This window comes from Pseudoxanthomonas sp. USHLN014, from assembly GCF_037153335.1.
Lineage (GTDB): Bacteria > Pseudomonadota > Gammaproteobacteria > Xanthomonadales > Xanthomonadaceae > Pseudoxanthomonas_A > Pseudoxanthomonas_A winnipegensis.
The window spans coordinates 150,567-171,845 of sequence record NZ_JBBCKO010000001.1; the positions used below are offsets into that span (position 1 = coordinate 150,567).

General features: G+C 70.4%; 16 protein-coding genes. 13 read left to right on the forward strand and 3 right to left on the reverse strand.

Features of this window, described 5'->3' with window-relative positions; genetic code table 11:
- Positions 1–51 precede the first annotated feature (51 nt).
- The 3 genes from WFQ05_RS00690 (at position 52) to WFQ05_RS00700 (ending at position 7,062) form a co-directional block, all read left to right on the forward strand.
- Positions 52–3,285, forward strand: a complete 3,234-nt coding sequence (locus tag WFQ05_RS00690; protein WP_130522208.1) for an efflux RND transporter permease subunit — start codon at positions 52–54, stop codon at positions 3,283–3,285.
- 39 nt (positions 3,286–3,324) lie between these two features.
- On the forward strand, positions 3,325–6,471 hold the full coding sequence (locus WFQ05_RS00695; RefSeq protein ID WP_337052221.1) for an efflux RND transporter permease subunit: 3,147 nt from the start codon (positions 3,325–3,327) through the stop codon (positions 6,469–6,471).
- A 243-nt stretch (positions 6,472–6,714) separates the two neighbouring features.
- Entirely contained in the window at positions 6,715–7,062 is a 348-nt protein-coding gene (locus WFQ05_RS00700; protein ID WP_337052222.1) for a hypothetical protein, read from the forward strand.
- A 203-nt stretch (positions 7,063–7,265) separates the two neighbouring features.
- Here the strand turns inward: WFQ05_RS00700 and asd are convergent, their stop codons facing one another.
- Both asd and WFQ05_RS00710 read right to left on the reverse strand, forming a co-directional pair.
- Positions 7,266–8,114: an archaetidylserine decarboxylase gene (asd, locus tag WFQ05_RS00705; RefSeq protein ID WP_337052223.1), complete on the reverse strand. Its 849-nt coding sequence runs from the start codon at positions 8,112–8,114 to the stop codon at positions 7,266–7,268.
- Entirely contained in the window at positions 8,111–8,767 is a 657-nt protein-coding gene (locus tag WFQ05_RS00710) for an SCO family protein (protein ID WP_130534076.1), read from the reverse strand. The genes asd and WFQ05_RS00710 overlap by 4 nt, the downstream gene beginning before the upstream one ends.
- An 85-nt stretch (positions 8,768–8,852) precedes the next feature.
- Here WFQ05_RS00710 and prmB point away from each other — a divergent pair, with 85 nt between their 5' ends.
- The 9 genes from prmB (at position 8,853) to WFQ05_RS00755 (ending at position 19,007) form a co-directional block, all read left to right on the forward strand.
- Positions 8,853–9,782 carry a 50S ribosomal protein L3 N(5)-glutamine methyltransferase gene (gene prmB / locus WFQ05_RS00715; protein ID WP_286577371.1) on the forward strand — a complete coding sequence of 310 codons (930 nt, stop codon included), beginning with the start codon at positions 8,853–8,855 and terminating at the stop codon, positions 9,780–9,782.
- Positions 9,783–9,862: 80 nt separating this feature from the next.
- On the forward strand, positions 9,863–10,153 hold the full coding sequence (locus WFQ05_RS00720) for a GIY-YIG nuclease family protein (RefSeq protein ID WP_165394477.1): 291 nt from the start codon (positions 9,863–9,865) through the stop codon (positions 10,151–10,153).
- Positions 10,154–10,227: 74 nt separating this feature from the next.
- Complete coding sequence (gene aroC, locus WFQ05_RS00725) at positions 10,228–11,325, forward strand: chorismate synthase (protein ID WP_337052224.1); 1,098 nt, start codon at positions 10,228–10,230, stop codon at positions 11,323–11,325.
- Positions 11,318–12,370: a D-glycerate dehydrogenase gene (locus WFQ05_RS00730; RefSeq protein ID WP_337052225.1), complete on the forward strand. Its 1,053-nt coding sequence runs from the start codon at positions 11,318–11,320 to the stop codon at positions 12,368–12,370. The genes aroC and WFQ05_RS00730 overlap by 8 nt, the downstream gene beginning before the upstream one ends.
- 103 nt (positions 12,371–12,473) lie before the next feature.
- Positions 12,474–13,499, forward strand: coding sequence for an aspartate-semialdehyde dehydrogenase (locus WFQ05_RS00735; RefSeq protein WP_130529623.1), 1,026 nt, complete (start codon positions 12,474–12,476; stop codon positions 13,497–13,499).
- A 150-nt stretch (positions 13,500–13,649) separates the two neighbouring features.
- A complete protein-coding gene (locus WFQ05_RS00740) occupies positions 13,650–15,584 on the forward strand; it encodes a FimV/HubP family polar landmark protein (RefSeq protein ID WP_337052226.1) in 1,935 nt (644 codons plus the stop codon).
- Between the two features lie 26 nt (positions 15,585–15,610).
- Entirely contained in the window at positions 15,611–16,405 is a 795-nt protein-coding gene (gene truA / locus WFQ05_RS00745; RefSeq protein ID WP_337052227.1) for a tRNA pseudouridine(38-40) synthase TruA, read from the forward strand.
- Between the two features lie 80 nt (positions 16,406–16,485).
- Complete coding sequence (locus tag WFQ05_RS00750) at positions 16,486–17,121, forward strand: phosphoribosylanthranilate isomerase (protein ID WP_337052228.1); 636 nt, start codon at positions 16,486–16,488, stop codon at positions 17,119–17,121.
- Positions 17,122–17,237: 116 nt separating this feature from the next.
- Complete coding sequence (locus WFQ05_RS00755) at positions 17,238–19,007, forward strand: glucan ABC transporter ATP-binding protein/ permease (protein WP_130518849.1); 1,770 nt, start codon at positions 17,238–17,240, stop codon at positions 19,005–19,007.
- A 10-nt stretch (positions 19,008–19,017) separates the two neighbouring features.
- Here WFQ05_RS00755 and WFQ05_RS00760 read toward each other — a convergent pair whose 3' ends face one another.
- Positions 19,018–19,917 carry a LysR family transcriptional regulator gene (locus tag WFQ05_RS00760; RefSeq protein ID WP_337052230.1) on the reverse strand — a complete coding sequence of 300 codons (900 nt, stop codon included), beginning with the start codon at positions 19,915–19,917 and terminating at the stop codon, positions 19,018–19,020.
- A gap of 96 nt (positions 19,918–20,013) precedes the next feature.
- On the opposite strand from WFQ05_RS00760, the gene trpB reads away from it, so the two are divergent.
- Entirely contained in the window at positions 20,014–21,231 is a 1,218-nt protein-coding gene (gene trpB, locus WFQ05_RS00765; RefSeq protein WP_337052231.1) for a tryptophan synthase subunit beta, read from the forward strand.
- Positions 21,232–21,279 lie beyond the last annotated feature (48 nt).

A 21,279-nucleotide genomic window follows, 5' to 3' on the forward strand; every position in this document is an offset into this window, starting at 1 on the left:
GCAGCTCCACGCGCGGGCCGCCGCACGACGCTTCGACAGGACGGACTTCCCTTGGGCTTCTCCAGCATCTTCATCCGCCGCCCCATCGCCACCACGCTGCTGATGATCGGCGTGATGCTGCTGGGCATCATGGGCTACCGCAGCCTGCCGGTGTCGGCGCTGCCCGAGATCGATTCGCCCAGCCTGGTGGTGACCACGCAGTACCCCGGCGCCAGCGCGGCGACGATGGCCGCGCTGGTGACCACGCCGCTGGAGCGCCAGCTGGGCCAGATCTCCGGCCTGGACATGATGACCTCCGACTCCTCGGCCGGCCTGTCCACGATCGTGCTGCAGTTCGCGATGGACCGCGACATCGACGTGGCCTCGCAGGACGTGCAGTCGGCCTTGCGCCAGGCCACGCTGCCCAGCGGCCTGCCGTACCAGCCCACCTACAACCGGGTGAACCCGGCCGATGCGGCCATCGTCACCCTCAAGCTGACCTCCGACACACTGCCGCTGCGCGAGGTCAACCGCTACGCCGACTCCATCCTGGCCCAGCGCCTGTCGCAGGTGCCGGGCGTGGGCCTGGTCTCCATCGCCGGCAACGTGCGCCCGGCCGTGCGCATCCAGGTCAATCCGGCGCAGCTGTCCAACATGGGCATGACCCTGGAGACGCTGCGCAGCGCGCTGACCCAGGCCAACGTCAACGCGCCCAAGGGCTCGCTCAACGGCGCCACCCAGACCTACAGCATCGGCACCAACGACCAGATCGACGACGCCCAGGGCTACAACGACACCATCATCAGCTACAAGAACGGCGCCCCGGTGCGCTTGGGCGATGTGGCCAAGGTGGTGGACGGGGTCGAGAACGACCAGCTCTCGGCGTGGGCCGACGGCAAGCAGGCGGTGCTGCTGGAGATCCGCCGCCAGCCCGGCGCCAACATCGTCCAGACCGTGGCCGCCATCCGCGCGCTGCTGCCGCAGCTGCGCACGGTGCTGCCCTCGGAAGTGAAGCTGGACGTGTTCTCCGATCGCACCGAGACCATTCGGGCCTCGGTGCACGAGGTGCAGTTCACCCTGGTGCTGACCATCGGCCTGGTGGTGGCGGTGATCTTCGTGTTCCTGCGCCGGCTGTGGGCCACGGTGATCCCCTCGGTGGCGGTACCGCTGTCGCTGGTGGGCACCTTCGGCGTGATGGCCTTCGCCGGGATGTCGCTGGACAACCTGTCGCTGATGGCGCTGGTGGTGGCCACCGGCTTCGTGGTGGACGACGCGATCGTGATGATCGAGAACATCGTGCGCTACATCGAGCAAGGCCGAAGCGGTCCGGAGGCGGCCGAGGAGGGCGCGCGCGAGATCGGCTTCACCGTGCTGTCGCTGACCATCTCGCTGGTGGCCGTGTTCCTGCCGCTGCTGCTGATGCCGGGCGTGACCGGGCGGCTGTTCCACGAGTTCGCCTGGGTGCTGTCCATCGCGGTGGTCATCTCGATGCTGGTGTCGCTGACGCTGACGCCGATGATGTGCGCCTACCTGCTCAAGCCCGACGCGCTGCCCGAGGGCGACGACGCGCACGAGCGCGCCGCGGCCGCCGGCAAACGCAACCTGTGGACGCGCACGGTCGGCCTGTACGAGCGCACCCTGGACTGGGTGCTGGCGCGGCAGAAGCTCACCCTGATCGTGGCCCTGGCCACGGTGGTGGTGACTGTGCTGCTGTACATCGCCATCCCCAAGGGGCTGCTGCCCGAGCAGGACACCGGTCTGATCACCGGTGTGGTCGAGGCCGACCAGACCGTGGCCTTCGAGCAGATGCAGGCACGCGTCCAGGCCGTGGCCGAGGCGCTGCGCCGCGATCCGGCGGTGACCGGCGTGGCCGCCTTCATCGGCACCGGCACCATGAACCCGACCCTCAACCAGGGCCAGGTCAGCATCGTGCTCAAGGAGCGCGGCCAGCGCGAAGCGCTGGAGACCGTCGTGCCGCGCCTGCAGAAGGCCGTGGCCGCCATTCCCGGCGTGGCCCTGTACCTGAAGCCGGTGCAGGACGTGACCCTGGACACGCGCGTGGCCGCCACCGAGTACCAGTTCTCCCTGTCCGATGTGGACACCGCCGAACTGCAGACCCAGGCCGACCGCATGACCGCCGCGCTGCGCCAGCGGCCGGAGCTGTCGGATGTGGGCAACAACGCGGCCAACGCCGGCCGCGCGCTGCTGGTGGACGTCAACCGCGACACCGCCAGCGCCCTGGGCGTGCCGATGCAGAGCATCGACGACACCTTGTACGACGCCTACGGCCAGCGCCAGATCTCCACCATCTTTACCTCGCTCAACCAGTACCGCGTGGTGCTGGAGGTCGCACCGGAGTTCCGCACCCAGGACGCGCTGATGAACAAGCTGGCCATCGCCAGCAACGGCAGTGGCGCGCTGACCGGCACCAACGCGACCGTGCTGGGCCAGGTGACCTCGTCCAACTCGGCCACCGCCACCGGCATCGGCAACGCCAACACCGGCATCACCGTGGGCAGCGGCGGGGCGATCCCGCTCTCGGCCCTGGCCACCGCCAAGGTCGGCACCACGCCGCTGGTGATCAGCCACCAGCAGCAGCTGCCGGCTACCACGATCTCCTTCAACGTCAGCCCCGGCTATTCGCTGTCGCAGGCGGTGGCGGCGATCAACGAGGTGCGCGATCAGCTGGACCTGCCGCAGACCATCCGCACCGAGTTCATCGGCAAGGCGGCCGAGTACTCGACCAGCCAGTCCGACGTGGTCTGGCTGCTGATCGCCGCGGTGGTGGTGATCTACATCGTGCTGGGCGTGCTCTACGAGAGCTACATCCACCCGCTGACCATCATCTCCACGCTGCCGCCGGCCGGCGTCGGCGCGCTGCTGGCGCTGTGGCTGTGCGGCTTCAGCCTGTCGGTGGACGGCATCGTCGGCATCGTGCTGCTGATCGGCATCGTCAAGAAGAACGCGATCATGATGATCGACTTCGCCATCGAGGCCCGGCGCACGGGCCTGAGCGCGCACGATGCGATCCGCCGCGCCTGCCTGCTGCGCTTCCGTCCGATCATGATGACCACCGCCTGCGCGCTGCTGGGCGCGCTGCCGCTGGCGCTGGGCGACGGCATCGGCTCGGAGCTGCGCAAGCCGCTGGGCGTGTCGATCGTCGGCGGCCTGCTGCTGTCGCAGCTGGTGACGCTGTACACCACGCCGGTGATCTACCTGTACATGGAACGCGCCTCCGAGCGCGTCCAGCGCTGGCGCGATGCGCGCGCCGCGCGTCATGGCGCCCCGGCGCCGGAGGCCGGCTGACGCTCGCCGCAAGGCGATCGTCCGTCGAGTAGCGCGCCCATGGTCCGTCGCGTCAGCCTGTCCTCCATCTTCATCCGCCGCCCGATCGGCACCTCGCTGCTGGCCGCAGGCGTGTTCGTCATCGGCCTGATGTGCTACCTGCGTCTGGGCGTGGCGGCGCTGCCGTCGTTGAGCATTCCGGTGGTGTTCGTCGGCGCCAGCCAGTCCGGCGCCGATGCCAGCACGATGGCCTCCACGGTGACCGCGCCGCTGGAGCGGCGCCTGGGCCAGGTGCCCGGCGTGGACACGATGCGTTCGAACAGCTCGGAAGGGCGCTCGAACATCTTCCTGAGCTTCAATTCGAGCCGCGATATCGATTCGGCCGCGCAGGACGTGGCCGCCGCGCTCAGCGCCGCCAGCGCGGACCTGCCCTCGGGCATGGGCACGCCCGGCTACCAGAAGGCCAATCCCAACAACGATCCGCTGATCGCCATCGCGCTGGTCTCCAGCACCCAGTCCACGGCCGAGCTGTACAACCTGGCCGACTCGCTGCTGGCCCAGCGCCTGCGCCAGATCACCGGCGTGGCCTCGGTGGACATCGCCGGCGCATCCACCCCGGCGGTGCGCGTGGACGTCAACCTGCGCGCGCTGAACGCGCTGGGACTGACACCGGACAGCCTGCGCAACGCCATGCGCGCGGCCAACGTGGTCTCGCCCACGGGCTTCCTGTCCGACGGCAAGCAGACCGTGGCGATCATCGTCAACGACTCGGTGCGCAAGGCCGCCGACTTCGCCAACCTGGCCATCGCCAACCAGAATGGCGTGATCGTGCGCCTCAAGGACGTGGCCCGGGTCTACGACGGCCAGCAGGACGCCTACCAGGCGGCCTGGTTCAACAAGCAGCCGGCGGTGGTGATGTATGCGCAGATCCGCAGCGGCGCCAACACGGTCGAGACGGTGGACCGCATCCGCGCGCAGATTCCGCTGCTGCGCGAGTACCTGCCGCCCGGCACGACGCTGACCCCGTACTACGACCGCACCCCGACCATCCGCTCCTCGCTGCACGAGGTGGAGATCACCCTGCTGATCAGCCTGGCGATGGTGGTGCTGGTCATGGCGCTGTTCATGCGCCGCCTGGCGCCGACCCTGATCGCCACCATCACCGTGCCGCTTTCGCTGGCCGGCGCGGCGGTGGTGATGTATGTGCTGGGCTATACGCTCAACAACCTGAGCCTGCTGGCGCTGGTGATCGCGATCGGCTTCGTCGTCGACGATGCGATCGTGGTGATCGAGAACATCATGCGCCACCTCGATGCGGGCATGTCGCGCATGGAGGCGGCGGTCACCGGCGCGCGCGAGATCGGCTTCACCATCGTCTCGATCACCGCTTCACTGATCGCGGTGTTCATCCCGGTCATGTTCGCCCCGGGGATGATGGGCGCGTTCTTCCGCGAGTTCACCGTCACCCTGGTGGCGGCCATCGGCGTATCGGCCATCGTCTCGCTGACCCTGACCCCGACCCTGTGCAGCCGCTTCCTGTCGGCCCACCCGGTCGAGGAGAAGCCCTCGCGGCTGGGCCGCACCATCGAGGCCGGGCATGCGCTGATGCTGCGCATCTACGTCAAGTGCCTGGACTTCAGCCTGCGCCACGCGCTGCTGCTGGCGCTGACGCCGCTGATCCTGATCGGCCTGACGATCTTCCTGTTCGGCAAGGTCAAGTCCGGCAGCTTCCCGCCGCAGGACACCGGCCTGATCTGGGGCCGCGCCAGCTCCAGCGCCACGGTGTCCTTCGCCGACATGAAGGAACGCCAGGCGCGCATCACCGACATGCTGATGGACGACCCGGCGGTGAAGATCGTCGGCGTGCGCCTGGGCAGCGGCTGGTCCGGCCAGCGCGCGCAGTTCAACATCGAGCTCAAGACCCGCGCCGAAGGCCGCAAGGACACCACTGCCCAGGTGCTGGCGCGGCTGAGCCTGAAGGCCGACAGGTACCCCGACCTGGACCTGCGTCTGCGCGCGGTGCAGGACCTGCCCAGCGATGGCGGCGGCACCGGCAACCAAGGCGCGCAGTACCAGAAATCGCTGCAGGGCAACGACCAGGCCGAGCTGGCGCTGTGGCTGCCCCGCGTGGTGGCCGAGCTGAAGAAGAACCCCAAGTTCCGCGACGTCTCCAGCGACGTGGACGAGGGCGGCCTGCGCCAGAACATCGTGATCGACCGCGCCCAGGCCGCGCGTCTGGGCATCACCATCGGCGCCATCGACGGCGCGCTGTATGGCGCCTTCGGCCAGCGCTCGGTGTCGACCATCTATTCCGAGCTCAACCAGTACTCGGTGGTGGTCAACGCGCTGCCCAACCAGACCGACACGCCGGCGCAGCTGGACACGGTCAAGCTCAAGGCGCGCGACGGGCAGATGGTGCCGCTGAGCGCGCTGGCCAAGCAGGTCGATGGCCTGGCGCCGGCGCAGATCACCCATCTGAACCAGTACACGGTGATGGACCTCAGCTACAACCTCGCCCCGGGCGTGAGCAGCGGCGAGGCCGATGCGATCTTCAAGTCGGTGGTGGAGGGCATGCGCATGCCCGGCGACATCAAGATCGCCGAGGACAGCGGCTGGCAGATCGCCATGCAGCCCAACTCGATGCTGATGCTGGTGTTCGCCGCCATCCTCACGGTCTACATCGTGCTGGGCATGCTCTACGAGAACCTGGTCCACCCGGTGACCATTCTGTCCACGCTGCCGGCCGCGGGCGTGGGCGCGCTGCTGGCGCTGGTGGCGACCAACACCGAGCTGTCGGTGATCTCGATGATCGCGCTGGTGCTGCTGATCGGCATCGTCAAGAAGAACGCGATCATGATGATCGACTTCGCCCTGGTGGCCCAGCGCGAGCATGGGCTGACCCCGGCCCAGGCCGCGCGCGAGGCTTCGATCGTGCGCTTCCGCCCGATCATGATGACCACCATGGTCGCGCTGCTGGCCGCGGTGCCGATCGCGATAGGCCTGGGTGAGGGCTCCGAGCTGCGCCGGCCGCTGGGCATCGCGATGATCGGCGGCCTGCTGTTCTCGCAGAGCCTGACCCTGCTGAGCACGCCGGCGCTGTACGTGATCTTCTCCTGCCTGCAGCAGCACTGGCGCAACTGGCGCGCGCGCCGTCGCGAGAAGAAGCTGGCGCGCCGCCGCCAGCGCCTGGCGCAGCAGGCGGGCTGAGCGCGTGGGCGCAGAGGCGGGCGATCCCGCCTCTCTTGCTCCGGCAAGCCCGTCGCTCACGCATCGAGGGCGCGCGGCGATGTCCGCGCCAGCCGGGTCTGTTGCGCGACCGCAGCGCCTGCCCGCTGAAAACGCTTCAAGCGTGAACCACGCCGCGCTTTGCGCTTTTCGCGCGGCGAGCTTCAAGCGACTGCAATCTGCGGCGCGCACAGTGGCTCGCACAGGGCGCACGAGGAGCCAGCCATGCAGACGATTCCATGCGGCAGCCGCCTGCCGCGGATCTTCATCGATCTCCAGGCCGAGCAGGCGTACTGGCAGGACTGGTACCTCAACCTGCCGCGCGCCGGCGACGCGCGCGATTTCGCCGGCTACTGGCCGGTGATCGGCGCGGTCTACGACATTTATCTCGACGCTCCCGGCTGGGACTCGGATCGCGCGCAGGCGCGCTATGCGCGCTGCGCGGCCGTGCAGCGGCGCGGCCTGAGCGAGCGCGAGGCCAGTGAGGTGTTCTCGCAGGTGTGGGGCCGCATCAGCGGCGAGCGCCTGGGCCGCGCGGCGCTGGATCGCGGCGCCCGCCGCTACGCGGGCTAGCGGGCGCGATCATTGAAGCTGGCGGTGTACCGCAGGGCGGCTCCCGCTTGTAGAGCGGAGCTTGCTCCGCTGCTCTTCGTTCGGTTCGTGGGGAAGGCCCCAGCGGAGCAAGCTCCGCTCTACAGGCGGGCGGCTGCTGGATTTGAGGAGATCGTCGCTCCCCCCAAGCGAGCGTGTCTCTTGGACGGGCGCGCCGCCTTGAATCAGGGGCCTGTCCGCCTGGCCAGCGCCTGTCCCAGCCGTACCGGCGTCTCGGCGCCCAGGTTGGGCGCCAGTTCGGCCACGCCCGGCGGCAGCAGCACGATCACGGTCGAGCCGTAGTTGAAGCGCGCCATCTCGCCGAAGCGCTCCAGCACGATGCCGCGGCCGCGCCAGTCCTTGCGCGTGATCGAGGTGGCGTACTCGGGGATCTCCACGCCGCTCCACACCGTTTCCACGCCCGAGACCAGCATCGCGCCGACCATCACGCAGGCCATCGGCCCGAAGTCGGTGTCGAAGTGGCACACCAGCCGCTCGTTGCGCGCGAACAGGCCCTGCACCCTGGCCACCGCATCGGTGCCGACGCTGAACAGGCGGCCGGGCACGTGCACCGTCTCGCGCAGTGTGCCGGTCCAGGGCATGTGCACGCGGTGGTAGTCGCGTGGGGACAGGTAGACGGTGGCGTAGCGGCCGTGTTCGAACGGGGCCGCGTCGGCCTCGCTGCCCAGCAGCGCGGCGGCGGTGAAGTGCCGGCCCTTGGCCTGGAAGATGCGGCCCGATTCGATCGGTCCGCACTGGCTGATGTGGCCGTCGGCCGGCATCAGCAGGCTGCGCGGATCCGGATCGGGCGTGCGCGCGCCGGGCTTCAGGGCGCGGGTGAAGAAGGCATTGAAGGTGGGGTAGGCGGTCGGGTCGGGCTGCGCGGCCTCGGCCAGATTCACGTTGAACCTGGCGACCACCGTGTCGATCAGCCGCTGCTTGATCGCCGGGTTGTCCGAATACGCCAGCTTGCGCGCGGCCGAGGACAGCAGCCGGTGCGGCAGCGCGTAGGTGAGGGTGGTGACCAGGCTCACGGGGTCATGGCCCGGGTCAGCTTGAGCATGTCCGCGGCGATCGGCGCGGGGGCGAACGGCGGCTGGATGATGCCGGCCATGCGGGCCTGCGGGTCGAGCACGACGATCTGTGCGGAATGGTCCATCGAATAGTCCTGCGGGTTGTCCTTGTAGTGTTCGCCCGGCACCTTGACGAACAACAGGCTCAGCGACTTGGCGAAGGCCTCCAGCGTGGGCACGTCGGCGGTCGCGGCCAGGGTGTCCTTGTGGAAGGCGTGGGCATATTCGCCGGTCTTGATCGGCGTGTCGCGCTCGGGATCGACCGAGACGAACAGCACGCGCGGCCGCGTACTCTCCGGCAGGCCGGCCCACTGCTTCTGCGCCTGCGCCAGCTGGGCCAGCGTGGTCGGGCAGACGTCGGGGCAGAAGGTGAATCCCAGGAACACCAGAGTCCAATGACCGCGCAGCTCGCCCTGGGTCAGCTGGGTGCCGTCGGACTGGCGCAGCGAGAACTCCGGCAGCGGCCGCGGCGTGGGCAGCAGGGTCACCGCCTGCGTGGCCGGCCATTGCGCATTGCCGGCGGTGGAGGGCCCCAACAGCTTGTTGGCCGCCAGCACGCCGAGCACGCCGGCCACCACGATCAACACCAGGACGCCGAAGCTGCGTTTGGACATCTCGATACGTTTCCCGTGCAACGAAGGGGCATGATACCGGGCCGGCCGCCTTATAATCGGCGACCGCCTTCAGCCGTTGTTGTCCATGACTGCCAGCGCAGCCGACGCCCTGCATACCATCATCGACCTGATCCGCTACGGCGCCAGCCGGTTCAACGCGGCCGGGTTGACCTTCGGGCATAGCCACGACAACGCGCTGGACGAGGCCACCGCGCTGGTCCTGCACACCCTGCACCTGCCGCCCGACCTGGGCCCGGCCTATGGCCAGGCGCGGCTGCTGCCGGAGGAGAAGCAGGCCATCCTGGCGCTGATCGAGCGCCGCGTGGTCGAGCGCGTGCCGGTGGCTTACCTGACCGGCGAGGCCTGGTTCGCGGGCCTGAGCTTCAAGACCGATGCGCGCGCGCTGGTGCCGCGCTCGCCAATCGCCGAGCTGATCGAGTCGGGCTTCGAGCCTTGGCTGGCCGGGCGCGAAGTGCAGCGCGCGCTGGACCTGTGCACCGGCTCGGGCTGCATCGCCATCGCCATGGCCCACTACAACCCGGACTGGCAGGTCGACGGCGTGGACATCAGCGACGACGCGCTGGCGCTGGCCGCCGAGAACAAGGCGCGCCTGCTCGCCGACAACGTGACCCTGCTCAAGTCCGACCTGTTCGCCGGCCTGTCCGGGCGCCATTACGACCTGATCGTCACCAATCCGCCCTATGTCACCAACGCCGAGACCGACGCGCTGCCGCGCGAGTACGGCTACGAGCCCGAGCTGGGCCTGCGCGCCGGCGACGACGGCCTGGACCTGGTGCTGAAGATCCTGCGCGACGCGCCGATCCACCTGTCCGAGGACGGCCTGCTGATCTGCGAGGTCGGCGAGTCCGAGCAGCACCTGGTCCGGCTGCTGCCGGAGGTGGACTTCGCGTGGATCGAGTTCAAGGTCGGCCAGATGGGCATCTTCGCGGTCGAGTGCCGCGAGCTGATCGCGCACAGCGCCCGCATCACCGAGCTTGCAGCCAGCCGCCCATGAGCGCCATTCGTGCTCGTCATTCCCGCGAAGGCGGGGCTTTCCACAGCCGAATGGCTGGTCATCCATGCCGATGAAGGCCGGTGAAGCAGCCTGCCGTCTATCTCATGGCAAGCGAGCGCAATGGCACGTTGTACGTGGGCGTCACCAGCAACTTGGTGGCGCGGGTTTGGCAACATCGCAACCATGTGGTGGAGGGATTCACCGATCGATACGACATCGGCATGCTGGTCTGGTATGAACTGCATGGGACGATGGAGTCGGCGATTTTGCGCGAGAAGCAGATCAAGAAGTGGAACCGGGCCTGGAAGCTCCGGTTGATTCAGGAAGGGAATCCGCAGTGGTTGGACTTGTGGGATTCGATTGTCGGATAGCGGTCCGGCATGGATTCCCGCCTTCGCGGGAATGACGGCAACAAAGCACATCACAGACATCGGCAACACATTCAGTGAACACCTTCGGACAGCTGTTACGCGTCACCACCTTCGGCGAATCGCACGGGCCGGCGATCGGCTGCGTGGTCGATGGCTGCCCGCCGGGGCTGGAGCTCGGCGCCGAGGAGTTCGCCCACGACCTGCAGCGCCGCGCCACCGGCAAGAGCCGGCACACCTCGGCGCGGCACGAGGCCGACCAGGTCGAGATCCTCTCCGGCGTGTACGAGGGCCGCACCACCGGCACGCCGATCGGCCTGCTGATCCGCAACACCGACCAGCGCAGCAAGGACTACGCGAACATCGCCGCGCAGTTCCGCCCCGGTCATGCCGACTACAGCTACTGGCAGAAGTACGGCATCCGCGATCCGCGCGGCGGCGGGCGCTCGTCCGCGCGCGAGACGACCATGCGCGTGGCCGCCGGCGTGATCGCCAAGAAGTGGCTCAGGCAGCGCTACGGCGTGACCGTGCGCGGCTTCCTTTCGCAGCTGGGCGAGATCAGGCCGGCGGGCTTCGACTGGAGCGCGGTGGAGGACAACCCGTTCTTCTGGCCGCATGCGCCGCAGGTCGCCGAGCTGGAGGCCTACATGGACGCGCTGCGCAAGTCCGGCGATTCGGTCGGCGCGCGCGTGGACGTGGTGGCCGACGGCGTGCCGCCGGGCTGGGGCGAGCCGATCTACGGCAAGCTCGACGGCGACCTGGCCGCCGCGCTGATGAGCATCAACGCGGTCAAGGGCGTGGAGATCGGCGACGGTTTCGCCGCCGCCGCGCAGAAGGGCACGCAGCACCGCGACCTGATCACCCCGCAGGGCTTCCTGAGCAACCATGCCGGCGGCATCCTCGGCGGCATCTCCACCGGCCAGCCGGTGACCGCCTCGATCGTGCTGAAGCCGACTTCCAGCCTGCGCCTGCCGGGCCAGACGGTGGACGTGAATGGCGAGTCGGTCGAGGTCATCACCACCGGCCGCCACGATCCCTGCGTGGGCATCCGCGCCACGCCCATCGCCGAGGCGATGGTGGCCCTGGTGCTGATGGACCAGGCACTGCGGCATCGCGCGCAATGCGGCGATGTGGGCGAGGTCTCGCCGCGCGTGCCCGGGCAGGTCGATGGCTGAGTCGCGGCCCCGCGTCTGGGTGAGCCAGCCGCTGTTCGACGACCTCGTCGATCAGCTGCGGGCGCATTGCGACGTGGAGACCACCCAGGCCGTGACGACCTACACGTCCGAGCAGCTGGCGCAGAAGCTGGCGCCGCTGGACGGTGCGCTGATCACGCTCAACGAGCGCATCGGCGCCGCCGAGATCGCCCAGGCGCCGCGACTGCGCGCGCTGGCCAATGTCGCGGTCGGTTACAACAATCTGGACATCGCCGCGCTCAGTGCCGCCGGCGTCGCGGTCACCAACACGCCCGACGTGCTGACCGAGACCACCGCCGACCTGGGCTTCGCCCTGCTGATGGCCACCGCGCGCCGCATCACCGAGGCCGAGGCCTTGCTGCGCGAGGGCAGGTGGGGCAAGTGGTCCTTCACCACGCTGCTCGGCGCGGACCTGCACGGCAGCACGCTGGGCATCCTCGGCATGGGCCGCATCGGCCAGGCCATCGCCCGGCGCGCGCGCGGCTTCGGCATGCGCGTGCTGTATCACAACCGTTCGCGCCTGGCGGCCGAGGTCGAGACCGATGTCGGCGCGTCCTACGTGCCCTTCGACGACCTGCTGCGCAGCAGCGATCACCTGGTGCTGGTGCTGCCGTACACGCCGGCCTCGCACCACCTGATCGACGCCGCCGCGCTGGCGAAGATGAAATCGACCGCCACCCTGGTCAACATCGCCCGTGGCGGCATCGTCGACGAGCTCGCGCTGGCCGACGCGCTGGCCCACGGCCGCCTGGCCGGTGCCGGGCTGGACGTGTTCGAAGGCGAGCCGACGGTGCGCCCGGAACTGCTGGCGCTGAAGAACGTCGTGCTGACCCCGCATATCGGCAGCGCCAGCCTGGCCACGCGCCGGGCGATGGTGCAGCTGGCGGTGCACAACCTGCTCGCCGCGCTGGGCTTCGGGCCCGATGCCGGCAACCCGCCCAGCCTGATCAACGCCGACGCGCTCAAAGCCGCCAAAACCGGCGGCGCGATCGTGGGCGCGACCACCATCACCGCGACCAAACGATAGGGAACCTTCCGCGCATGCAACGCCGGTGAGGTTCCCCGAACCCAAGGCTCTTCGTCTGTCGCGTTCGTCCTTCCCCTATCCATCCTCTTCAAGAAGACACCCCATGAGCAATGCAACCCGCAGCTTCACCGTCGCCGTCGTGGGCGCCACCGGCGCCGTCGGCGAGACCATGCTGTCCATCCTGGCCGAGCGCGACTTCCCGGTCGGCAAGCTGATCGCGCTGGCCTCCGAGCGCTCGGCCGGCGGCCAGATCGACTACCGCGGCGGCAAGGTCACCGTGCAGGACCTGGCAACTTTCGACCCGACCGGCGTGGACATCGCGCTGTTCTCGGCCGGCGGCAGCATCTCCAAGGAATACGCGCCCAAGTTCGCCGCGGCCGGCGCGGTGGTGATCGACAACTCCTCGGCCTTCCGCTACGACGACGACGTGCCGCTGGTGGTGTCCGAGGTGAACCCGGAAGCCGCCAAGGACCGCCCGCGCGGCATCATCGCCAACCCCAACTGCTCGACCATGCAGCTGATGCCGGTGCTGGCGCCGATCCACAAGGAATACGGCATCGAGCGCGTCAACATCGCCACCTACCAGTCGGTGTCCGGCGGCGGCCGCTCGGCGCTGGAGGAACTGGGCAAGCAGACCGCGCAGCTGCTGGCGTTCCAGGAGATCGATCCGCAGCGCTTCCCGGTGCAGATCGCCTTCAACCTGATCCCGCACATCGACGACTTCCAGCCCAACGGCTACACCAAGGAAGAGATGAAGCTGGTCTGGGAGACGCAGAAGATCCTGGGCGACAAGTCCATCCAGGTGAACCCGACCGCGGTGCGCGTGCCGGTGTTCTACGGCCACTCCGAGGCGGTCAACATCGAGACCAGGAAGAAGATCACCCCGGAGGCCGCGCGCGAACTGCTGGCCAGCGCGCCGGGCGTGGAAGTGGTCGACAGGCACGAGGCCGGCGGCTATCCGACCCCGGTGACCCATGCCTCGGGCAAGGACCCGGTGTTCGTCGGCCGCATCCGCGAGGACTTCTCGCATCCGCGCGGCCTCAACCTGTGGGTCGTCGCCGACAACATCCGCAAGGGCGCGGCGCTGAACGCCGTGCAGCTGGCCGAACTGGTTGCGGCCGGCGGCTGAGAGGCCGGCAGTGGGCGAGGAACGAGATGGCCCGTTGCGGGCCTTCTCGCTCTTGGTTCTCGCTTGCTCCTCTGCGCTTGGCCGACCCGGGCAGGGGCAAGCGCGGGCCAAACGCTCTATAGTCGCGGCGGTGTTCCACAGGGGATGTCCTTGAAACAGGCCTTCTTCAAACCCGCCGCACGCAGTGCGCTGGCGCTGGCCCTGCTGGCCGCCAGCCATGCGGCCTGCGCATTGGGCCTGGGCGAGATCCGGGTCATGTCGCAACCCGGCCAGCCGCTGCTGGCCGAGATTCCGGTCATTTCCAGCGAGCCCGGCGAGCTGGAGCAGCTGCGCGCGCGCCTGGCCTCGCCGGTCATCTTCGAACGCGTCGGCTTGGCGCGCCCGAGCGGGCTGGTCAGCCAGCTCGACTTCGCCGTGGCGATGTCCAGCGATGGCAAGCCGGTCATCCGCGTGACCAGCGCCGCGCCGGTCGACATGCCGGCGGTGAACTTCCTGATCGAGGTGGACTGGGGCCAGGGCCGCCTGGTGCGCGAGTACTCGGCGCTGGTCGGCGCCCCCGGCGCGGTCGCCGCCGCCGGACAGCCGCAGATCCAGGCGCCGGCCCCGGTGCCGTCGGACCGGATCGCGCCGCCCCCGTCGCGGGCCGAGCAGCTGCCGGCCGAGGTCGCCCAGGCCCCGGCCGCGCCCGAGCCGCAGGCCGAAACCGCGCCATCGCCAGCCGTGGCCGCAGCGCCGGCTCCGCCGCCGCCGGAGCCCGCGCCGCAGCCGGTCGCGGTGCCGCGCGCCGAGCCGACGATCGCCGCGCCGCAGGCTGCCGCGTCCGGCACGGTCACCGTCGCCCGCGGGCAGACCCTGTCGCAGATCGCGCGCGAACTGCAGCAGTCCGGCACGCTGGACCAGACCATGATCGCGCTGCTGCAGGCCAACCCCGAGGCCTTCATCGGCAACAACATCAACCGCCTGCGCGCCGGCGCCACGCTGCGCATGCCCAGCGCCGAGGAGACCGCCGCGCTGGCCGCCGCGGAGGCCTCGGCGATGGTGCGCCGGCAGATCTCGGACTGGCGCCAGGTGCGCGCGCCGGTGCCGCAGCCGGCCAGCAACGCACCTACCGCGCCGCTGGCCGCCGGCGCCGCCAAGCCGGCGCGCGCGGCCGACGCACGACTGGAAATCGCCCCGCCCGTGGCCAACGCCACGCGGCGCGCGGGCACCACATCCGGCACCCAGGCCGGAGGCGAGGGAGACATGCTGGCAGAACAACAGCTTCGGCAGACCCGCGAGGACCTGGCCGCGCGCAGCGCCGAGGTCGATGAACTCAAGACCCGCGTGGCCGACCTGGAGAAGCTCAAGGATCAGCAGGCCAAGCTGATCGTGATGAAGGACAGCGACCTGGCCGCCGCGCAGAAGCGCCTGGCCGACAGCCAGGGCGCGGCCGCCGCCGGCGCGCCGGCCTGGTGGTGGATCGGCCTGGCGCTGGTCGTGGGCGGGCTGCTGGCCTGGGTCGGCCTGCGCGGTCGCCGCGCGCCGCGTCCGGCGCCGGTCTACCGCGGTCCGCTCGACGCCCCGGCGCCGGATCCCGCTCCGCCCGAGCCGGTGGCTGAAGTAGACCTGGCACCGCAGGCGCCGCCGGTCCAGGCGCCGGCCCCCGAGCCCGAATCCGAACCCGCCGCGCCTCGCTACACACCGGTCTATGTCGGTGGCCAATCCCGCCCAGGTCCGGTGGACACGCCCCAGCCGGCGCCGTCCTCGCCGGCCTGGCTGAGCGCCACCGCCAAGCCGACCTGGCACACCGTCGACGGCCCGCATCCGACCGCCACGCGCGTGCCGTCCACCGTGGTGCCGATCTCCACCGCCACCCAGCCGCGCCCGGTGGCCCGGCCGACGCCGGTGCCCGCGCCGGCACCGTCCGAGCCGGTCGTGCCGATCGCGCCGCCGGCCGCCAGCGGGCGCGAGCGCCTGGAGCTGGCCATCGCCTATCTGGACCTGGGCGACACCGAGGCGGCGCGTGCGCTGCTGCAGCAGGTCAGCGCCAGCGACGATCCGCACGCCCGCGAGGAAGCCGGCCGCCTGCTGCGCGCGCTGGGCTGATCGACGCGCAAGGCGGACTGCAGGCGATGCGCTACGCGCTTGGCGTCGAATACGACGGCGGCGACTTCCAGGGCTGGCAGCGGCTGGAGAAGCCCGGCGCGCCCGTGCACACGCCCAGCGTGCAGTCCGCCCTGGAGGCGGCGCTGGCGGCCGTGGCCAACGCGCCCATCGACACGGTCTGCGCCGGCCGCACCGACGCCGGCGTGCACGGCCAGTGCCAGGTGGTGCACTTCGACACCGAGGTGGTGCGCACACCGCGCGGCTGGACGCTGGGCGCCACGGCCAACCTGCCGCCATCGATCTGCGTGCGCTGGTGCGTGCCGGTGGCCGAGGACTTCCACGCCCGCTTCTCGGCGCGCGCGCGCCGCTATCGCTATGTGCTGTTGAACCGCGCGGTGCGTCCGGCGCTGGGCCGCCAGCTGCTGTCCTGGGAGCGCCTGCCGCTGGACGCGGTGGCCATGCATCGCGCCGCGCAGGCGCTGCTGGGCGAGAACGACTTCTCCGCCTTCCGCACCGTGCACTGCCAGGCCCGCCACCCGATGCGCGAGCTGCAGTCCATCGCGGTCACCCGGCAGGGCGAGCAGGTGATCGTGGAGGTGCAGGCCAATGCGTTCCTGCATCACATGGTGCGCAACATCGTCGGCTCGCTGCTGCTGGTCGGCCGCGGCGAACAGCCCGAGGGCTGGATCGCCGAGCTGCTGGCCGGACGCGACCGCACCCTGGCCGGCCCGACCGCGCCGCCGCAGGGCCTGGTGTTCGTCGGCCCGCTGTATCCGGCCGGCTGGGGCCTGCCGGATGAAGTGACCTTGCGCGAGGCGTGAGCGATGAGCGGCCGCCCCAGGCGTGCCGTATCCTGCCGAGCCACGCCCACGCCTCACTTCGCTCCGCTCACTCTTCGCCCATGCGTACCCGCATCAAGCTCTGCGGCATGACCCGCCCCCAGGACGTGCGCCTGGCGGTGGAGCTGGGCGTGGACTACATCGGCTTCATCTACGGCGGCGGTCCGCGCCAGCTGACGCTCGAACAAGGTGCCGCGCTGCGTGCGCTGGTGCCGGCCGAAGTGGCCGCGGTGGTCCTGGTGCGCGATGCGCCGCGCGCGCAGGTCGAGGCGATCATCGACGCGGTGGCGCCGGACGTGCTGCAGTTCCATGGCGGCGAGGACGACGCCTTCTGTGCGTCCTTCGGGCTTCCGTTCCTCAAGGCCGTGGCAATGACCGGCGTGACCGAGGCCTGGCAGGCGCGCGCCGCGCTGCAGGCCTGGCCGTCCGCGGCGGGCTTCGTGCTCGACAGCCATGCGCCAGGGCAGGGTGGCGGCACCGGCAAGTCCTTCGACTGGACGCTGTGGCCGGGCGATGTGGGCACGCCGTGTCTGCTGGCCGGCGGCCTCAACGCCGACAACGTCGCCGAGGCGGTGCGTCGCGTGCGGCCCTGGGGCGTGGACGTGTCCAGCGGCATCGAGTCGGCGCCGGGCATCAAGGATGCCGAGGCGATGCGGCGTTTCGTCGCGCAGGTGCGCGGCGCCAGCACCGCGGCGTAGCCCGGGCTTCGAACCGTTCGCATCGCGCGCCTTGAGCGCGCGATCGCGACAGCATTGATGGACCCTGCACGCGGGCCGCCCCTACACTGGGCGTGAGACCGACCGGAGAACTGCGCATGTCGTTGTGGCGTGTCTATCTGCGCGTGCTGCAGTTGCTCGCGCCCGAGAAACGGCTCGCCGTGACCCTGGTCCTGGCCAATCTGGCCCTGTCCGGCGTGGCCTTCCTGGAGCCGGTGCTGTTCGGCAAGGTCATCGATGCGCTGGCCGCGCAGGGCAAGGGACGCAGCGCCTGGCACTACATCGCCATGTGGGCCGGCGTGGGCTTCGGCGGCATCGCCGCCGGTGTGTTCGTCTCGCTGTTCGCCGACCGCCTGGCGCATCGACGCCGGCTGGCGGTGATCGCCCAGTACTTCGAGCACGCCATCGCGCTGCCGCTGTCGTATCACGGCCAGCACCACACCGGCCGGCTGCTGCGCATCATGCATACCGGCAGCAACAACCTGTTCGGCCTGTGGCTGGGGTTCTTCCGCGACCACCTGACCACGCTGCTGTCGATCCTGCTGATGATCCCCTGGTCGCTGTACGTCAACTGGAAGCTCGGCCTGCTGATGGTCGGGCTGATGGTGACCTTCGCCACCTTCAACGCCATCGCCATGCGCCGCACGCATCGCGCGCAGGGCCAGATCGAGCAGCTGCACAGCGCCATCTCCGAGCGCGCCGGCGACGTGCTGGGCAACGTGCCGGTGGTGCAGGTCTATACGCGCCTGCAGGCCGAGGTCGAGGCGATTCGTGAAATGTCCCGGCGCGCGCTGGACGCGCAGTACCCGGTGCTGCGCGGCTGGGCCTGGCTGTCGGTGGCCAACCGCGCGGCCTCCACGCTGACCATCGTGGCGATCTTCGCCCTCGGCGCGCAGCTCAACGCCAAGGGCGAGGTGACCGTCGGCGGCATCGTCACCTTCGTCAACTTCGCGCTGCTGCAGATCGGGCGGCTGGAGGCCTTCGCCGGCTTCATCTCCAACCTGTTCTTCCAGACGCCGTCGCTGAGCGACTTCTTCGCCGTGCTCGATACCGATGCCACGGTCAAGGAGGATCCCAAGGCGCCGCCGCTGCCGGACAAGGTGCGCGGCGAGGTGCGCTTCGAGGACGTGTCCTTCGGGTACGACGCCTCGCACCCGGCGCTGCGCGCGCTGAACTTCACCGCCGCCGCCGGCAGCACCGTGGCCCTGGTCGGGCCGACCGGGGCGGGCAAGTCGACCGCGCTGAGCCTGCTATATCGCGCCTACGACCCGGATCGCGGCCGGATCACCATCGACGGCATCGACATCCGCACGGTCAAGCTGACCTCGCTGCGCGAGCACATCGCCGTGGTGTTCCAGGACCCGGGCCTGCTGTACCGCTCGGTGGCCGACAACCTGCGCGTGGGCAAGCCAGACGCCAGCGCGCTGGAGATGGAGGAGGCCGCGCGCGCGGCCGAGGCGCACAACTTCGTGGTGGTCAAGCCGGAGGGCTATTCGACCCTGGTGGCCGAGCGCGGCGTGTCGCTGTCCGGCGGCGAGCGCCAGCGCCTGTCCATCGCCCGGGCGATGCTGAAGAACGCGCCGATCCTGATCCTGGACGAGGCCACCAGCGCGCTGGACAACGCCACCGAGGCGCGCATCCAGCGCGCCCTCAACCGGCTCACGCGCGATCGCACCACCTTCGTTATCGCCCACCGCCTGAGCACCGTGCGCAATGCCGATCTGATCCTGGTGATGAAGGACGGGGAGATCGTGGAGCAGGGCCGCTTCGACGCGCTGGTCGCCCAGGGCGGGCTGTTCGCCCAGCTGGAGGCGGGCGGGCAGTTCGTGGCCGATGCCGAAGAGGAAGTGGTGGCGGTGGCCGAGTAAAACCGGCGGCTCAGCTAGGCTCGGCAGCGCCGAGTTCCGCGTGCAGCCAGCCCGCCAGCCGGGTCAGGCGTGGATCGCTGCGGCCGCCCGCCGAGCACAGCGCCCAGCGCCCGGGCGTGGGCGCGAACCCCCACGGCGCCAGCAGCCGGCCGCTGGCCAGGTCCGCTTCCACCAGCGGCCGTGGCGCGATGGCCACGCCGAGGCCAGAGGCGGCCGCCTCGAGCAGGTAGTACAGGTGTGGGAAGCCTTCGCCGTACTGCAGCGCCTGCGGATCCAGCCCGTGCGCGGCGGCCCACTGCGGCCAGGCCTGCGGGCGCGAGGCGGTGTGCAGCAGGCGCTCGCCCAGCAGCGCCGTCGGCGGCTGGGCCTGCAGCGCCGGCAGGCCGGGATAGCGCGCGCCCACGACCGGCCCGATCGTCTCGCCGGCCAGTTCGGCCACCTGCCAGCCGGCCGGCCAGGGTGCCTGGCCGAGCAGCAGCAGGGCGTCGACCTCGCCCAGGGCGCGATCCGGCGATTCCTGCGCGGAGAAGTGCAGCGACACGCCGGGCAGCGCCTGCTGCATGCGTTCCAGCCGGGGAATCACCCAGCGCGCCAGGACGCTGGCCGAACAGCCCAGCACCAGCGTGTCGCCGGCCGGCCCGCGCCGCAGTTCGCGCCAGGCCTGGCCCAGCTGGGTGAAGGCCTGGCCGCAGGCGTCGCGCAGCCGGCGGCCGGCGGGGGTCAGCACCAGGCCGCGCCCGACGCGGTCGAACAGCGGCTGGCCCAGCGCGTCCTCCAGCGCCCGGATCTGCCGGCTGACCGCACCGTGGGTCACATGCAGCTCGTCGGCGGCGCGGCTGACGCTTTCCAGCCGGGCCGCGGCCTCGAAGGCGCGCAGCGCGCCCAGCGGGGGCAGGGCAGGGGAGGCCATGTGTGAGATTTCCTGACAGGTCGCGGCGATCTTATCGCTATTGCCACCCGTCCCGCTGGGCTAGGATGGCGGCCTTCGTTCAATGCCGGTGCCCCCATGTCCGCTCCCGCCATCCGTGACTTCCACGCCTATCCCGACGCCGCCGGACACTTCGGCCGCCACGGCGGGCGCTTCGTCGCCGAGACCCTGATCGGGCCGCTGCAGGAACTGGCCGCCGCCTACGACACGGCCCGCGCCGATCCGGCCTTCACCGACGCGTTCTACGACGACCTCAAGCACTACGTGGGCCGCCCCAGCCCGATCTACCACGCCCGGCGCCTGAGCCGCGAGGTGGGCGGCGCGCAGATCCTGCTCAAGCGCGAGGACCTCAACCACACCGGCGCGCACAAGATCAACAACGCCATCGGCCAGGCCCTGCTGGCCAGCCGCATGGGCAAGACCCGGATCATCGCCGAGACCGGCGCCGGCCAGCACGGCGTGGCCAGCGCCACCGTGGCCGCGCGCCTGGGGCTGGAATGCGTGGTCTACATGGGCTCCACCGACATCGAGCGGCAGAAGGCCAACGTCTACCGCATGCGCCTGCTCGGCGCCACGGTGGTGCCGGTCACCAGTGGCTCGGCCACGCTCAAGGACGCGCTCAACGAGGCCATGCGCGACTGGGTGACCAACGTGACCGACACCTTCTACATCATCGGCACCGTGGCCGGCCCCGACCCGTATCCGCGCATGGTGCGCGACTTCAACGCCATCGTCGGCCGCGAGGCGCGCGCGCAGATGCTCAAACAGTTCGGCCGCCTGCCCGATGCGATCACCGCCTGCGTCGGCGGCGGCAGCAACGCCATCGGCATCTTCCACGCCTTCCTCAACGATGCGAACGTGCGCCTCTACGGCGCCGAGCCGGCCGGCGATGGCCTGGAGACCGGCCGCCACGCGGCCTCCATCGCCGGCGGGCGGGTCGGCGTGCTGCACGGCAACCGCACCTATGTGCTGTGCGACGACGACGGCCAGATCATCGAGACCCATTCGATCTCCGCCGGCCTGGACTACCCGGGCGTGGGCCCGGAGCACGCCTTCCTGGCCGATTCGGGCCGTGCCACGTACCTGGGCATCACCGACGAGGAGGCGCTGGCCGCGTTCCACACCCTGGCGCGCACCGAGGGCATCCTGGCGGCGCTGGAATCCAGCCATGCCGTGGCCCAGGCGATCAAGCTGGCGCGCGATCTGCCCTCCGACCAGCTGGTGCTGTGCAACCTCTCCGGCCGCGGCGACAAGGATGTGCACACCATCGCCGCGCGCGAGAACATCCAGATCTGACGGCGCCCGCGCCGCGCTTTCCCTCTACGCAATCGCTAAGGAATCCTC

Bases quoted from the DNA above. Each gene is read 5' to 3' on its own strand.
- WFQ05_RS00750 (WP_337052228.1), top strand. From the start codon at position 16,486: ATGCGTACCCGCATCAAGCTCTGCGGCATGACCCGCCCCCAGGACGTG.
- truA (WP_337052227.1), top strand. From the start codon at position 15,611: ATGCGCTACGCGCTTGGCGTCGAATACGACGGCGGCGACTTCCAGGGC.
- WFQ05_RS00730 (WP_337052225.1), top strand. From the start codon at position 11,318: ATGGCTGAGTCGCGGCCCCGCGTCTGGGTGAGCCAGCCGCTGTTCGAC.
- WFQ05_RS00735 (WP_130529623.1), top strand. From the start codon at position 12,474: ATGAGCAATGCAACCCGCAGCTTCACCGTCGCCGTCGTGGGCGCCACC.
- WFQ05_RS00695 (WP_337052221.1), top strand. From the start codon at position 3,325: ATGGTCCGTCGCGTCAGCCTGTCCTCCATCTTCATCCGCCGCCCGATC.
- WFQ05_RS00755 (WP_130518849.1), top strand. From the start codon at position 17,238: ATGTCGTTGTGGCGTGTCTATCTGCGCGTGCTGCAGTTGCTCGCGCCC.
- prmB (WP_286577371.1), top strand. From the start codon at position 8,853: ATGACTGCCAGCGCAGCCGACGCCCTGCATACCATCATCGACCTGATC.
- WFQ05_RS00710 (WP_130534076.1), bottom strand. From the start codon at position 8,767: ATGTCCAAACGCAGCTTCGGCGTCCTGGTGTTGATCGTGGTGGCCGGC.
- WFQ05_RS00700 (WP_337052222.1), top strand. From the start codon at position 6,715: ATGCAGACGATTCCATGCGGCAGCCGCCTGCCGCGGATCTTCATCGAT.
- WFQ05_RS00760 (WP_337052230.1), bottom strand. From the start codon at position 19,917: ATGGCCTCCCCTGCCCTGCCCCCGCTGGGCGCGCTGCGCGCCTTCGAG.
- trpB (WP_337052231.1), top strand. From the start codon at position 20,014: ATGTCCGCTCCCGCCATCCGTGACTTCCACGCCTATCCCGACGCCGCC.